General features: G+C 32.5%; 9 protein-coding genes. 5 read left to right on the top strand and 4 right to left on the bottom strand.

All coding sequences use genetic code 11. From position 1 onward, the window contains the following. The 4 genes from D1815_RS18630 to D1815_RS18615 form a co-directional block, all read right to left on the bottom strand. On the bottom strand, positions 1-1,548 hold the full coding sequence (locus tag D1815_RS18630; protein ID WP_118388862.1) for a RagB/SusD family nutrient uptake outer membrane protein: 1,548 nt from the start codon (positions 1,546-1,548) through the stop codon (positions 1-3). Positions 1,549-1,570: 22 nt separating this feature from the next. Further along, positions 1,571-4,612 carry a TonB-dependent receptor gene (locus D1815_RS18625; RefSeq protein WP_240337531.1) on the bottom strand — a complete coding sequence of 1,014 codons (3,042 nt, stop codon included), beginning with the start codon at positions 4,610-4,612 and terminating at the stop codon, positions 1,571-1,573. Positions 4,613-4,851: 239 nt separating this feature from the next. Then, positions 4,852-8,955, bottom strand: a complete 4,104-nt coding sequence (locus D1815_RS18620) for a two-component regulator propeller domain-containing protein (RefSeq protein ID WP_118388860.1) — start codon at positions 8,953-8,955, stop codon at positions 4,852-4,854. A 105-nt stretch (positions 8,956-9,060) separates the two neighbouring features. Continuing rightward, entirely contained in the window at positions 9,061-10,734 is a 1,674-nt protein-coding gene (locus D1815_RS18615) for a right-handed parallel beta-helix repeat-containing protein (RefSeq protein ID WP_118388858.1), read from the bottom strand. A gap of 450 nt (positions 10,735-11,184) precedes the next feature. Here D1815_RS18615 and D1815_RS18610 point away from each other — a divergent pair, with 450 nt between their 5' ends. The 5 genes from D1815_RS18610 to D1815_RS18590 are packed head-to-tail and all read left to right on the top strand — an operon-like array spanning position 11,185 to position 16,112. Then, positions 11,185-12,015 (top strand): SDR family oxidoreductase, encoded by an 831-nt coding sequence (locus D1815_RS18610; RefSeq protein WP_118388856.1) that lies wholly within the window; start codon positions 11,185-11,187, stop codon positions 12,013-12,015. Between the two features lie 10 nt (positions 12,016-12,025). Then, the gene (gene uxuA / locus D1815_RS18605) at positions 12,026-13,210 is read left to right on the top strand and encodes a mannonate dehydratase (protein ID WP_118388854.1); all 1,185 of its coding nucleotides are present in this window, start codon (positions 12,026-12,028) and stop codon (positions 13,208-13,210) included. Between the two features lie 18 nt (positions 13,211-13,228). Then, on the top strand, positions 13,229-14,068 hold the full coding sequence (kduI, locus tag D1815_RS18600) for a 5-dehydro-4-deoxy-D-glucuronate isomerase (RefSeq protein ID WP_027393359.1): 840 nt from the start codon (positions 13,229-13,231) through the stop codon (positions 14,066-14,068). Between the two features lie 8 nt (positions 14,069-14,076). Then, the gene (locus D1815_RS18595; protein ID WP_118388852.1) at positions 14,077-14,871 is read left to right on the top strand and encodes a gluconate 5-dehydrogenase; all 795 of its coding nucleotides are present in this window, start codon (positions 14,077-14,079) and stop codon (positions 14,869-14,871) included. Then, the gene (locus tag D1815_RS18590) at positions 14,871-16,112 is read left to right on the top strand and encodes a DUF4861 domain-containing protein (RefSeq protein ID WP_118388850.1); all 1,242 of its coding nucleotides are present in this window, start codon (positions 14,871-14,873) and stop codon (positions 16,110-16,112) included. The genes D1815_RS18595 and D1815_RS18590 overlap by 1 nt, the downstream gene beginning before the upstream one ends.

Genomic DNA, 16,112 nt, shown 5'->3' with positions numbered 1-16,112 from the left:
TTAATACCCTGGGTTTTGCGGTTCTAAGTTTGGATTTCTAGCTAATTCTTCTGCTGGTAATGGGAATAAGTAATCTTGATTAGGGTCAAAGTTTGCTTTTTCTCCTTCTAACCCTGAAGCACTAAACACTTCACTACCAATTCTTCTTCTAGCGATATCATACCATCTTTTAAACTCAAATGCTAGTTCCCATTTACGTTCTTCTAATACGATGGTTCTAAAATCATCTTGTGATAATCCAGAAACATCCTCAGGGAAAGTAGCACCATTTCCACTTCTTGCTCTAGCTCTTACTCTATTTACATACTCGTGAGCTTCGCTTGATCCAGGATTTACTTCATTTAATGCTTCGGCTGCAATTAATAGCACCTCTGCATAGCGTATCATCATATAATTTGCTTCTGATCCTCTACCATTTCCGGTAGCAGTTGTTCCGATAGAACGAGTATACTTTGCAATATGTGGACGATTCACACCTCTACCAGCACCACTTTCTTTAAAAACAGTAAATGGTCGCTCTTCTAACGACTGAACTCCTGTAACAGGATCTGTGATATTAAAAACTCCTATGGTATCTAAACTCACTTGTTTTCTGTAATCTCTACCATCCCAAGTATTGTATACTTCTAAGGAAGGGACTCCTACAGACCAACCACCTCCAAGACCATATTGTTGATCATCTCTAAGTCCTGTTAATGCTGCTTGATAATCTCTTCCATCATCTCCATTGCTTGCCCCAATAAAATCCAATGTAAAAATTGGTTCTAAGGAAGTATCTATTAGTGAAGAGTCAAATAGATCCTGAAAATCTGGTTCTAATCCTAGGTTATAGGTTCCTTCATTATCAATCACTCCTTTTGCTTGGTCATAGGCTTGTTGGTATTCACCCATCGTTAAATATACTAATGCTAAATAGGAGTGTGCTGCAGATTTAGCAGGTATGGATCGTGCAGCTTGATTATCTGGTAACCAGGTTTTAGCAAACTCAAAATCAGCAATGATATTTGCATACACATCCGCAGCTGGAGTCTTGCTAATAGAACTTGCTTCTTCTAGATTCGTTACTGGAGTATCTAAATAAGGGATATCTCCAAATTGTCTTACTAAATGAAAATACGCAAACCCTCTTGCAAAATAGGCTAGGGCGGTAACTGGATTTTTTATTTCATCGGCTACATTTACTTGTTCTGCACCAGCTATTGCTTGGTTAGCAGCGGCGATCATTTGATATACTCTAAGCCAATATCCATCAATCATTCCATTATCAGCAGGAACATTGAATTCATCGTGTTCGATTCTTCTTGTTGCTGTAGTAGGGTCTCCAATAGCAACCATATCTCCACGTAACATTAATGTTAAAGACATTTTTCTGCCCCAAAAATCTTCGTGAGTCATATGTCCATAAGCACCATTTGCTGCTGTCTGTATATCATTTACATTGTTAAAAAAACCATCTGGTGCTAATAGCCCTACAGGTTCTTCTTCTAGATCAGAACATCCTATTATTGATAATCCTATCAATAAGAATAAATATTTATATTGTTTCATAATATATGCTTTAAATTATTGATTAAAATTTTACACCAAGACTAAAGTTCACAGATCTAACGGTTGGATAATTTCCAAAATCAAATCCATTAAATGTATTTTGGCTTCCTGAACCACCATTTCCTAAAAAGTTCACCTCAGGATCTAATCCAGAGTAATCTGTAAAGGTTAATAGGTTTTGAGCACTTATAGATACTCTCACATTATCCATACGTAACTTATCAGTAATCTCTGATGGTAAATTGTAGCCTAGGGCAATATTCTTTAGTCTTATATAGCTTCCATCTTCTACAAAACGAGAAGAAATTTGTTTCCCTCTAAGTTTAGCAGAGGGTATATCTGTATTTGTGTTTGTTGGAGTCCAAGCATTTAATATATCTGTAGTGGCATTAGAATCTCCGTTAAATAACTGTACATTGGTAAGATTCATAACATCGCCACCATAAGCTCCTTGAAAAAAGATGCTTAGATCAATGTTTTTGTAAGTAAATGTGTTTGTGATACCAATGGTAAAATCTGGATTAGGATCTCCTATTATTTGTTGATCATCGGTGGTAATTACGCCATCTAAATTACCATCTTCATCTGGTAAATCTGTAAATAATTGATCTCCTGCTTCGCCTCCTTCAAAAATAGCGGTTCCTTCTGGTAAAGCTCCACCTTGGTAAACACCTCTATATTCATATCCCCAAAAAACACCTACAGCTTCTCCTTCTCTTAGGATATGCGTACGATCTATATTAAAATATCCAGGAGAAGCATCTTGGAATATATCTTCACCATTTAATAAACTAACAAACTCATTTTTGTTTGTAGACCAATTAAGATCTGTAGTCCAACTAAAGTTTTCGGTACTAACATTTCTGGTATTTAAAGTAATTTCAAATCCTTTGTTATTAATCTCTCCTACATTTCTTAAACTTGCAGCAGTTAGAAAACCTAAAAATTCTGGTTGACTAGAATCTGCAATGATAAGATCCTTGGTGTCTATATTATAGTAATCCAATGACAGTGAAACTCTATTAGAAAATAATCCTAGATCTAGACCAAGATTGGTTTGATAGGAAGATTCCCATTTTAGATCTGGGTTGGCTACTTGGTTTGGTGTTACATTAATAACAGTCTGTCCATTGATAGGAGTAAAGACAGATGCAAAACTAGCAAGTGATCCATATGCTGCAATTGCTTGATTACCGGTTACCCCATAACTGGCTCTTAACTTTAGATTAGAAACCGTTTGACTGTCCTTTAAGAAGTTTTCATTTGATACTTTCCAACCAATGGCTCCTGATGGGAAAATTGCATATTTTTCATTTTTAGCAAAATTCGATGATCCATCTCTTCTAACTGTAGCTGTTAGTAAGTACTTATCATCATAATCAAAGTTTAGCCTACCGAATTGAGATTGAATCTCTATTTCAGAAAAAGAAGAAGTAGGTATCAATTGAGTAGATCCTGTCTGTAATGCGTGGTAAGAAAAAGAATCTGAGGTAAACCCTTCAGCTCCTGCAGAAAATCTATCTGTAGAATTCTTTTGGTAAGAATATCCCGCTAATAAAGTAAGATTCCCTCTTCCTATTTCTGCATTATAGGTTAAGTAGTTTTCACTTAAGATACTTGTACTCTTAGAATTTGTGATGGTTGCTCTTCCGCCTGTACCAGCTCCAGCTGTAGTAATTAAAGTCGATGGACTAAATGTCCCTTGAGTACCATTAATGGTACTAAAACCAAATGTAGTTTTGAAAGTAAGGTTTTCAAAAATATCGTAATTCGCATATAAATTGGCTCTATAATTATCCGTTTTTGTCTCATCGATTCCCTCAGTAGCAATGGCAAATGGATTATCTACATTATCTCCAACAGAGTTAATTGTATTAAGGCCATTGGCATCCTGTACCCCAAGATCTGGTGCAAATCGAAATAATAATGAAACCACATCATCTCCACCACCATTTACTGTAGCACCGGTTGATTGTGTAGGAACTCCATCTTTATTTCCTCGACTACCAAATATATTAGCTCCCAACTTTAACTTATCAGTTACCTGTGCATCGATATTTGATAAAAAAGAAATTCTTTCGAATTCAGAATTTATAATCACACCTTCTTGCTTAAAATAAGTAGCAGAGGCATAAAAATTTATCTTATCACTTCCTCCAGAAAAAGAAAATTGATGATTGGCAGTACTACCACTACGATACAATAAATCTTGCCAATCTGTATTGGCAGATCCTTGAACATATCCAGGATTGATGGTTTGCTGATAAGCTGCAAATTGATCCGCATTTAATAAATCTAGACGATTGGCTGTGTTTTGAATAGAATATGTAGTATTTACCTCTACAGATAATTTACCCTTTCTACCTTTTTTTGTGGTTACTAAAACAACCCCATTAGAACCTCTAGAACCATAAATAGCGGTAGCAGATGCATCTTTTAAAATCTCAATAGATTGAATGTCATTTGCCTGTGGAAAGATACCTCCTACAAATCCATCTACAACTATAAGTGGGGCACTACTAGCATTGATAGAAGTATTTCCTCTAATCTTTACATTGATAGGGGCACCCGGTTCTCCACCATTGTTAGATTGAACTACTACACCTGCTGCACGACCCTGAAGCGCCTGTGCTGCATTCAATACAGGAAAAGCATTTAACTCCTCCGTCTTTACAGAAGATACAGAACCTGTTACGTCACTCTTACGCTGAGAACCATAACCGACAACAACGATTTGCTCCAAAGATTCTATTGATGCAGATAAAATAACATTGATACTTTTTTGACTACCAACTAATATTTCTTGATCAGCAAATCCGATATAAGAAAATACTAAAACAGCTTTTTCATCTGGCACCTTTATAGTATATAAACCATCAAAATCAGTAGTAGTACCAATAGGTTTATTTTTTACGCTAACGTTAGCACCTAGAATAGGAACTCCATCTTCTGATGTAACTGTTCCTGTAATCTCAATTTGTGCGGATAACGCAGACCCCATCATTAATAACAAAACTTGAATACATCTTTTCAATACTTTTAAATATGTAAATTTTTCATTCATGAGTGATTGATTTATGTTAGTGTACGCTTCTGTTTAATACAGATATATAATTAGAAGACAAAAAAATATGATACACAACGAAAAGAAGAGTTGTAAAAAGATATATCTGCTTTGTTTCCTATTCATACTCAAACCTACTTAAAACGATATATCTAAAAGTCCTAAAAAGGGTATATTTCTGTACTAAACATTGGAAATAAGCACTTAACAGACCCTATCATTGTTAAAACGATCTGTTTTTAAGAAAAGAATTTTGATGCGTATTCTGAGGGAGTCTGATCAAAATGCTTTTTAAAACATTTTGTGAAATATTTAGGGTTTCTAAAACCTACTTTATAGCAAACTTCTGAGATATTTATTTGACCTAACTCTAATAATTGAGAAGCTCTTTTCATTCGGATAGAATGAATAAATTCATTCGGTGTTAAATTGGTCCAGCCTTTAATTTTAGAAAATAACATGGTTCTACTTACACCTAACTCCGAGCTAAAGTATGGAATATCAAAAGAAGTATTGCTTATATTTTCTTCAACAATTTTCACCGCTTTTTTCAATAACTCTTCATCTATAGAAGTTACCGTAATGTCCGATGACCTAAACTCATTAGATGAAAATTTCTCTTTTTGTTTTTCTAAAGATGACAGAAGGTTTCGTATGGTTAACAAAAATTCTTTTACATTAAAAGGCTTATTTATATAAGCATCTGCTCCAGACTCCAAACCATCAAACTTATAAATTAATGAGGTTCTAGAAGTCAATAAAATAAAAGGAATATGACTCGTTCTAATATCATTCTTTATTTTAGAGCACAGTTCAGTCCCTTCCATTTTAGGCATAATCACATCACTAATTATTAAATCTGGAACTTTTTGTATTGCCTTTTTAAATGCTACCTGCCCATTCTCAGCTTTGATTATCTGATAATAGTCTTTAAGCATATCTCCTATGAAATCTCTCAATTCATCATTGTCCTCTGCAATAAGAATCAATGGCTTTTGGTCTTCTTTAAAAACCATTTCCATATCTAGTTCTTTATTTTTCTTAGCTGTAGAAATTTGATTTTTATATTGAGTAATATCATCACTAATCTTAAAATCCTTTATAATATCTGTTTCGTTTAAATGAGCTTTCCCTTTTTTAAGACTTACTCTAAAAACAGTTCCTTTTTCTAATTTGGTATCCATAACTTCTATAATACCTTGATGTAATTCGACAGCTTTTTTTGCTATCGACAATCCAATCCCACTGGCTTGATTAAATTGTTTCTGATAATCTTTATCTGCAGCTACTTCATAAAAACGATCAAATACTTTGTCCACAAACTCTTTATCAACTCCTTTACCTGTATCCTCTATTTCAACAATCGCATTATTGTTATTCTCGAAAATTCTTACATGAATCTCTCCTCCTTCTGGAGTATACTTAAATGCATTAGAAATTAAGTTATAAAATACCCTCTCCAATTTATATCGATCAAAGTATACTTCTATCATATCCGAAGAAGTTTCAAATGTATAGGTATACGAACCTGCTTTAGCAAATTCATTAAATGACAAGTAAATTTCCTTTAGGTATTTTACCAAATTCCCTTCTGCAACCTGTAATTTAGAATGCTTATTTTCAAACTTTCTAAAATCTAATAATTGATTAATCAATTTCAATAATTGATCCGCATTACGTTCGATAACTAATAAACGTTTATACATCTTGTTACTACCTTGATAATTCTCTATCAATTGTTGTAAGGGTGCTATAATCAGTGCTAATGGCGTTCTGAATTCGTGAGAAATATTTGTAAAAAACTCTAACTTAGAACGATTCATTTCTTCTTTTCTAATATTTTCTAGATGTTCTAAGTCTAATTCATGTTTTAGTTTTGTTTTTGCTTTGTTAATTTGGTTTAATCCAAACAATGCTAAAATTATTGCTATGACATATCCTGCAAAAGCAAGGGGACTCTTCCAAGGAGCTGGTTTTAATGATATTTTTAGTTTTGTAGGCTCATCATTCCAAATATTATCATTATTCGCCCCTTTTACCTCAAAAGTGTAATTACCTGGTTTTTGTATTGTGTAATTTACTTCGGTATTTTTGGTATACTGCCATTGATTATCTAATCCAACTAATCGATACGCGTATTGATTATTAGAAGAATTAATAAAATTAGGCATTGCAAAACTAATCCCAAAAGAAGCTTGATCATGCAATAATGTAAGTTTATCCGTATAGGAAACACTCTTTTTTAGTACTTTTTTATCTCCATAAGTGTCAATCTTTTTTCCTTGAATATTAAAATCTGTCAAAACCACTTTGGGTACAAAAGTATTTTTCTTTATCTGATTAGGATTTAAAAATGAGACTCCAGATGGTCCTCCAAAATAGAGACCTCCATTTTTAGCTCTTAAACATGCATTATTATTAAATTCGTTACTGATTAAACCATCAGTTTGGTTATAAAGAATCGAAGTTTTTTTATCAGGATTATATGCTACAATACCTTTATTGGAACTCATCCAAATAACGTTATCATCATACTCTACAATACTAAAAACTGTACTAATCTTTGTCCCTACTACATTAAGTTCTAATTTATTAAATGTATTATCATCAAACTTATATACACCATTTGCTTTGGTCCCAACGTAGAGAATTCCTCTTTTATCCTCGTATATGCTTAAAATATCATCTCCGGATAATTGTTCTTCATTAAAAAAGAAACGTTTAACCGTAATTATTTCTTTATTATTTAACTTACTTCTTTCTATAAAATTAAGGCCATTTTGTGTGCCAATCCATAAGTTAGAATCTTTATCAACAAGTAAAACTCTAATTCTATCATTAGAAAGTGATTTTTTATTTATGTCATTATGATCTATAAATCTAAAATCTTTGTTTGTTAAACTATATTGAATAAGGCCTTTTCCAAAAGTCCCTAAATACATAAAATCTCCAGATTTTTTAATCGTATATACCCCGACATCTTTAAGAAGCAGTCTTAAATCCTTGCTCAACAAATTAGAAACAAATTTCTTAGCCTCTATATCATATAAAGCTACACCAGCATTATAAGTTCCAATCCAAAGTTTTTTGTCATCAATAAATAATGATTTAATACTAAGACTAGGGAGTTTATTTTCTGAAATCTTCTGTATATCAAGAGATTGATTTTTCTTCAAATCTAATATACTAATCCCTTTTCCTTCGGTTCCGAAATATAAATTATACTTATCATCTTGCACAATACTGCTTACTACGCCGTATTCAATATCATCAGTAGAGTTTTTTCTAAGCGATATAAAATTAGAATTGGATTCATCCCATATGTTAATTCCTCCATAATAAGTTCCTAGCCAAGCAGAACCTTTTCTATCTATAAAAATTGTTTTAATCGAGTTTCTGCTAAGACTTTTTAAATTGTTCTGTTGATGCCTAATAGAAATAATAGAGTCATCATTGTTTTTAATACAAAGTCCATCATAAGTTGCTATCCAAAGTACTCCCCGATTATCTATAGATAAACTTCTAACATCTTTATTAATTGTTTGGTTTTTATTAGTCTTCCTTACACGACCAAAGGAACTAGAAGTTAAATCGTAGTAGTTAAGACCTCCATATTTAGTTCCAATCCACAATCTATCTTTATCATCTTGTACAATAGCTTGAATATAAGAGTCACTTAAGCTATTTGATTTTTGATGACTATAAAATCTCTTAAAAACAAAATCTTTATCATTCCTTGTTTTTAACTTATTTAAACCATTTGCTGTCCCTATCCAGATATCTTTTTTATTGTCTTCGTATATACTTAAAATATAATTATTCGAAAGACTTGAAGCATTCACTGGGTTATTTTTGATTGTAATAAATGAATCTGATTCCCTATTATATACCATAAGACCGTTAGAAGAACCAAACCAAAGTTCTCCATTATCCAACATGTGAATAGACCAGATTGTATTGTCTGAGATACTTCCTTTTTTACTAGAATGGAAATATGATTTAAATATATTAAGTTTTGGATCGTATCTATTTAATCCATTGTATGTTCCGATCCAGATAAAACCTTCTTGATCTTCTTGTATAGATAAAATGTCATTATTACTAATTGAAGTGGAGTCATTAAGTATATTTCTATACACCGTAAAATTATCACCATCATATTTATTTAATCCATCTCTGGTTCCTATCCACATTCGACCTAATCGATCCTGATGAATAGCAATTACTGTACTTTGTGATAATCCATCTGAGGTAAAAAGATGTAAAAATTTATTATAAAAATTATCTTGAGCAATAGATAAAGTTGAAATAAAAAATAATAGTAATGCGTATATATGCTTCATCAATTCCCTTAAAATTTCCTCCTAATAACGTTTTAAACTTCAAAATATTAAATAAATGTTAATAATTTAACGTTTAAGACTAATTCATTTTTGCTTTCTAATTTTTTAATTCTTTAATCTTCTCTTAAGTTGATACTTATATAACGAAGGAATTAATTTTATGTCTTCATTTACAAAACCTACATAGGCATCTGGATTATAGTTAATTACTATCTTTTGATTTCCCGAGATACCTACTAACCTAGCATTAGGCCCATCGTTCATTCCATCTAAACGTATGAGTTCTTCATGTTCTAGGGTATTCAAAAAATTTACTTTAATATTCCAAAAAGTACTATATGATGCATGTGAAGGTTTCCAATAACCTGCTCCACCACCAGTAAAAAGAGGATATGAGTCATTTCCTAATGTATTTAAATGAACAGTTATTAAATCAAATAAATTTTGATGATTTACGCCTGAGTGTTGATCCAAAATTGGATTTTTAAAAACTTCGCAGTTATGATAAACGCTTTTAGTAGAAAAAGTATTAAAGCTTAAAGGATGCATTACATCATTATGAACAGATAAATTCTTAACTAAAACATTATGAACTCCACCCATTTGTACTGTATAATGACCTTTCTTTTTCCCGGTAGTCTTAATATCTTTAATGGTTACATTAGCAATAGCTTCTGTTAATATACCACTGTCAGAATTTTCTATAACCACATTTTGAACCCAACTATTAAAAACTCTAGTCAAGTAAATTCCATTATATCCTTGTTCTACGTGATGAGCTATACGATTAGAAAAAGGAAATGTAATTTTGAAATTCTGAATCCCCACTTCTTTTAAATGATCCCATTTTATTATTCTCACCTCATATTCCGGAATAATGTCTGTTAATAATGGAGATTTAATTGTGACCTGATTTCGAACTATTTCTTCAATTTGTGCCTGTTGACGAATTAATGGCAAATTGGTATAGTTCCAATGATGAGATCCAATTTTTAAATTTTCAGTATCTCCATATAATTCTCTTAATATATTTGCCTCTTTGCCCTTTTTATTAAACCATTGTATCTCTACAACGTCCCCTTTATTTAATCCTAAATCATTATGAACTTTAAATGAGACTGAACCACGTTTTGCATTTTCAATAGTTCCCAAAACTTTAGGCTCTTTATCGTATTTTTTAAGATAGGATTTTACCCTAGCACCAGGAGTTCTGGTCCAAAACATACCTCCTGACCAAGAATATTGAGAGAAAGGAAGGAAAATGTTCTTTTCTTCTTCTTTTTGAATTTTATCTAGTTTAACCAGATATTCTCTAAGTTCTTTTAAATCATTAGGATCTTTTAAGTACATCATTGGTCTTGGGCAGAAAATTTCAGTTCCATTATTTTCTACTCCCTGACCATTAAGTACAATGTTGCTCCTTTCGAAATATAATACTTCACTTAAAATTATCCTTCCTGCAGGTAATTGAATCAACACTGGTTCTTTTATCTGATGAGCTTTCTCAAAAACTCTCAATAACGCTTTGGAATCATCTTTTTCATCATTTGCAACAACCCCAAAATCAGTTGCGTTCAGTACAGTAGTAATATCATCTGAAATTTTTATCTCCTTCTCTCCAAATTGATACCCAGCATAACTATAATTAGGAATATAAGGACCTTTATTAGCAACTAACTCCGACAAAGAATATTCTTCCTGAGAAGAAGCTCCGATGACCTGTAATAGCAATAAAAATAAGAAAACAGTACTTGAATTGTTTTTGTCATTTATTCGCATTCTATATTTCTTTTTATAGTCCTAGAAAAACTTATTTTATCATTATTATATGTTATCAACAGTACTCATACATTTATAAGTTAAAACTTAAAATGTACCTCTCTATTCTAAGAATAAGTTTATCGATTATAATCTATTATGAAAAATAGGTTGTTTCAAAACTATTAAAACCTACTATCCTAATAGTTCGGATTAAGGGCGCTAATTGTTCGAATAATTCAAAAATTGTCTTCAAAATTTATCAAATACTTAATACAATCCTTTGAAAACAAACAACATATTCAATTTTTTAAGAAAATTTACATTTAAATCAGCAAAAAATTAATACGCTGAAAATCAATTAATTGTACTTTTTTATACTTATTTCCGTATGATCCTTCTCTAAAATTTAAATCTTAATTGTAATAAAAGTTTCAAATTTGAAATAGATGAATTTTTTCTATTGTAAATATGGATAATAAGGTAGTAGTACTCACTGGTGGCGGTGGAGTTTTAGGGAAAACAATAGCATTAGCATTGGCTAAAAAAGGAGCACAACTTGCTATTTTGGATTTAAGAAAAGATGCAGCAGAAAAAGTTGCACAAGAAATTAAAAAACAAGGTGGTTCAGCGATTGGTATTGCTGCAGATGTACTTAGTAAAGAATCTTTATTAAAAGCACAATCCGAGATTAATTCAAAATTAGGTAGTTGCGATATTTTAATTAACGGAGCTGGTGGAAATCACCCAAAAGGGACAACTTCGAACACGCACCTTAGATTAAAAGATTTGGAAAATAATCAAAATGATTTTAAAAGTTTTTTTGATTTAGATACAGAAGGAATTCAATTCGTTTTTAATCTCAATTTTATAGGGACTTTATTACCAACCCAAGTTTTTGCAAAAGAAATGGTGGGTAAAGAAAATTGTTGCATTCTCAATATATCATCCATGAATGCATTTACTCCATTAACCAAAATTCCAGCGTATAGTGGAGCAAAAGCAGCGATATCAAATTTTACACAATGGCTTGCTGTACATTTTGCGAAAGTGGGTATTAGAGTAAATGCTCTAGCACCTGGTTTTTTCTTAACGGATCAAAATAGATCGTTATTAACAGATTCTGAAGGAAATCCAACCCAAAGAGGCAAAACTATCATAGAACAAACTCCAATGGGCAGATATGGGAACCCCGAGGATCTTATCGGAACTACAGAATGGTTATGCGGAGAAGGCTCCAAGTTTGTAACTGGTATTGTCGTTCCCATTGATGGAGGTTTTAGCGCTTTTAGCGGTGTTTAATATATAATATATGAAATTAGAAAAAACATGGCGATGGTATGGACCTAGTGATCCAGTATCATTATCCGACATAAAACAAGCTGGAGCAACTGGTATTGTATCCGCTTTACATCATATCCCAAATGGAGAAGTTTGGACCATAGAAGAAATACTAAAAAGAAAGGAAATCATTGAAGCATCCGGATTAAAATGGTCTGTTGTAGAAAGCGTTCCAATTCACGAAAACATAAAAACCAGATCTGGAAACTATATTAAATACATAGAAAATTACAAAACTACAATACAAAACCTAGGTACTTGCGAAATCAATATCATCTGCTATAACTTCATGCCTGTTCTCGATTGGACCAGAACAAATCTAGAATACAAAGTTTCGGATGGATCAACTGCATTACGTTTTGACGCAACTGAATTCGCAGTTTTTGATCTATTATTACTTAATAGACCAAATGCACTAAAAGAGTACACTGATACACAAATTAAAAATGCTAAGATATTAGAAAAACAAATGTCTGAAGAGCAAAAGAAACTCTTAGTAAATAACATAATCGCCGGTTTACCAGGTGCAGAAGAAGGATATTCGTTAAAAGACTTTAATGCCATTTTAAATACTTATAAAGATATTGGAGCTAAAGAATTAAAAGAACATCTCTTTTCATTTTTAAAAGATATTATACCTACAGCAGAACAATCCGGAGTACTTATGTGCATCCACCCAGACGATCCTCCATATCCAATCCTTGGTCTACCACGAGTAGTAAGCACAGAAAAAGATATTATGGATTTATATAACGCTGTAGACTCTACCAATAATGGGTTAACATTTTGTACCGGATCCTTTGGGCTTCGTCCTGATAATGATTTACCAAATATGATAGAACGTTTAGGAAGTCGAATACATTTTATTCATTTAAGAAGTACTAAAAGAGATGAAAAAGGAAACTTTTATGAAGCTAATCATCTAGAAGGTGATGTGGATATGTATGAAGTAATGAGATCTCTAATAAATGAACAAAAGAAAAGGAAGAAAGTTGGTCGATCCGATCTTAATATTCCAATGCGACCAGATCACGGTCATAAAATGTTAGATGACCAATATAAAAAAACAAATCCAGGGTATTCAGGAATCGGAAGATTAAGAGGTTTAGCAGAATTAAGAGGCCTGGAAATGGGAATTAGAAAATCAATACTATAACAACTAAAACATAAAATTATGGCTACTGCTTACGAATCCAGATATGCATCTCACCCTAAAGCTGTAAAAGCAATGGATACTACAGAATTAAGAGATGAATTTTTGATAGAAAACCTAATGCAGTTAGGACAAATAAATCTTACATATTCGCATTACGACAGGTATATCGCTGGATCGGTGGTGCCAAAGGATACTTTAAAACTAGAACCTATCGATCCCATAAAAGCGGACTATTTTTTAGAAAGAAGAGAGCTGGGAATTATTAATGTTGGAGGAAAAGGGGAAGTTATAGTAGATGGAACTTCTTATGAACTAGAATACAAAGAAGCTTTATATGTGGGAAAAGGAAATAAAGAAGTAGTATTTAAAAGTCAGAGTTCATCAAATCCTGCTAAATTCTATATCAATTCTGCACCAGCACATCATAGTTATCCTACGGTAAAAGTAACTAAAGAAAAGGCCAATAAAATAGAATTAGGCTCTTTAGAAACTTCTAATCATAGAACGGTGATACAGCTTATTGTTGGTGGTGTCGTAGAAACTTGTCAATTACAAATGGGAATGACAGAATTAAAAAAAGGTAGTGTATGGAATACAATGCCAGCACATTCTCATGATAGAAGAATGGAAGTATATTTCTATTTTGAAGTACCAAATGATCAATCTGTCTGTCATTTTATGGGGCAAACACACGAAACCAGACATATCTGGATGCAGAATGAGCAAGCTGTAATTTCACCTCCTTGGTCTATACATTCTGGTTCAGGAACCTCTAACTACACATTCATTTGGGGAATGGCCGGAGAGAATTTGGATTATGGGGATATGGATACATGTAAAATTACAGATCTTAAATAAGTCACATTATGTCACTATCACTATTTGATATAAAAGATAAAAATGCTCTAATTACAGGATCAACACATGGCTTAGGTATGGCTATGGCCAAAGGATTAGGACTTGCAGGAGCTAAAATTATCGTAAATGGAAATTCCTCTCAAGAAAAAATCAACAATGCAGTAGATTCATATAAAGAATTAGGAATAGATGCTCGAGGTTATAAATTCGATGTAACTAATGAAGAAGAAGTAAAAAATGCTATTAAACAAATTGAAGAAGAAGTAGGCCCTATCCATATTCTAATTAATAATGCGGGTATTATAAAACGTACGCCTCTAGAAAAAATGGAAGTTTCTGATTTTAAAGAAGTAATTGACGTAGACCTTGTTAGCCCATTTATAGTTTCTAAGCACGTAGTTCAGGGAATGATCGAAAGAAAATCAGGAAAAATAATTAATATCTGCTCTATGATGAGTGAATTAGGGCGCAATACTGTTGGCGCATACGCTGCTGCAAAGGGAGGATTAAAAATGCTTACTCAGAATATGGCTACAGAATGGGCAAAATACAATATACAAGTGAATGGAATTGGTCCAGGATATTTTGCAACAGAACAAACAGCACCAATCCGTATAGACGGACATCCGTTTAATGAATTTATCATTAATCGTACTCCAGCTGCTAAATGGGGCGACCCTAGCGACTTGGCAGGTACAGCTATATTTTTAGCTTCTAAGGCAAGTGATTTTGTAAATGGGCATATTCTCTATGTAGATGGTGGTATTCTAGCAACTATTGGTAAACCTACAAACGAAAAGTAATGAAACATCTATGCATCATTATTTCCTTAACGCTTACAGTAATAAGTTGCAAAAAGGAATCCGTATCTGATCAAGGTAAAAAATATATCAGCTTTACAAATACTTCTTCTATAGATAGAATGGATGAGAGTATTATTATTTCCAAAGATATAATAATAAACAAGTTAGACAGTATCTCCGATAATAGAGTTCCTATAATTAAAGATTCGTCTGGAAGAATCATTCCTTTTCAATTAGATAACCTAGAAAAAAAGGAGGAGTGGGATGAATTAAGCTTAACCCTTGACTTTAAAGCAAATCAAACTCAAAAACTAGAATTAACAACAATAGCTACAGAAAGTATTCCTTCGTTTACTCCAAGAACAAATATTAGGTTCGGAATTGGAACTAATAAAAATACTGTAAAAGAAGTTTTAGAGCAAAAGCGAACAGGTGACCCACGAACCAATGATAGTATTTTTTATCAAATGGAAGGACCCGCTTGGGAGAATGATAAAGTAGGCTTTAGATTCTATTTTGATCCACGAAATGGTATTGATATTTTTGGAAAAAACACCTCCGAACTTGTATTAGATCGCGTAGGTTTAGGAGAAGGAAATTATCATGAATTAGATGACTGGGGGATGGATGTCCTAAAAGTTGGAAACTCTCTTGGAGCTGGAGCATTGGCTATAAAATATAATGACTCACTGATCAGGCTTACTGGTAAGGACCAAGCAGAATTTAAAACTGTTATGGAAGGGCCTATAAGATCAGTTTTTGACATGATTTACAGGAATTCAAAAATTGGAGATCAAAATATAGATGTTGTCCATAGAATTACCATTTGGAAAGGACAATGGGGGTACCAGAGTCAAGTGTTTTTTAGAGGTGCGACCAATCAAATGGATTTGGTTACGGGTATTGTAAATTTAAAACCTAACGATAAATATTCTAAAAAATCAAAAAACCATTTTGTTCTAGAGACTTTCGGAGCACAATCAGAGAACAATGATTTGTTAGGTATGGCGATCATAATCCCTAAAGATGATTTTATAAACGAAGGAGAAGCTCCAAAGGAAAACACAGATATTACAACAACTTACTACACTGTAATGAATGCTTCTAATAAAAAACCTTCTACTTTTTATTTCCTTGCCGGATGGGAACAATCCAATGTCCAATTCAATACCTATGAAGGTTTTGATAAAATAGTTTCCGAAATGAGCGAAAAATTATCAAATCCAATATTAATAGAATAA

The organism is Aquimarina sp. AD1, from assembly GCF_003443695.1.
Lineage (GTDB): Bacteria > Bacteroidota > Bacteroidia > Flavobacteriales > Flavobacteriaceae > Aquimarina > Aquimarina latercula.
The sequence above is the reverse complement of the archived record's forward strand: the minus strand, read 5'-3'. Positions and strand labels throughout refer to the sequence as shown.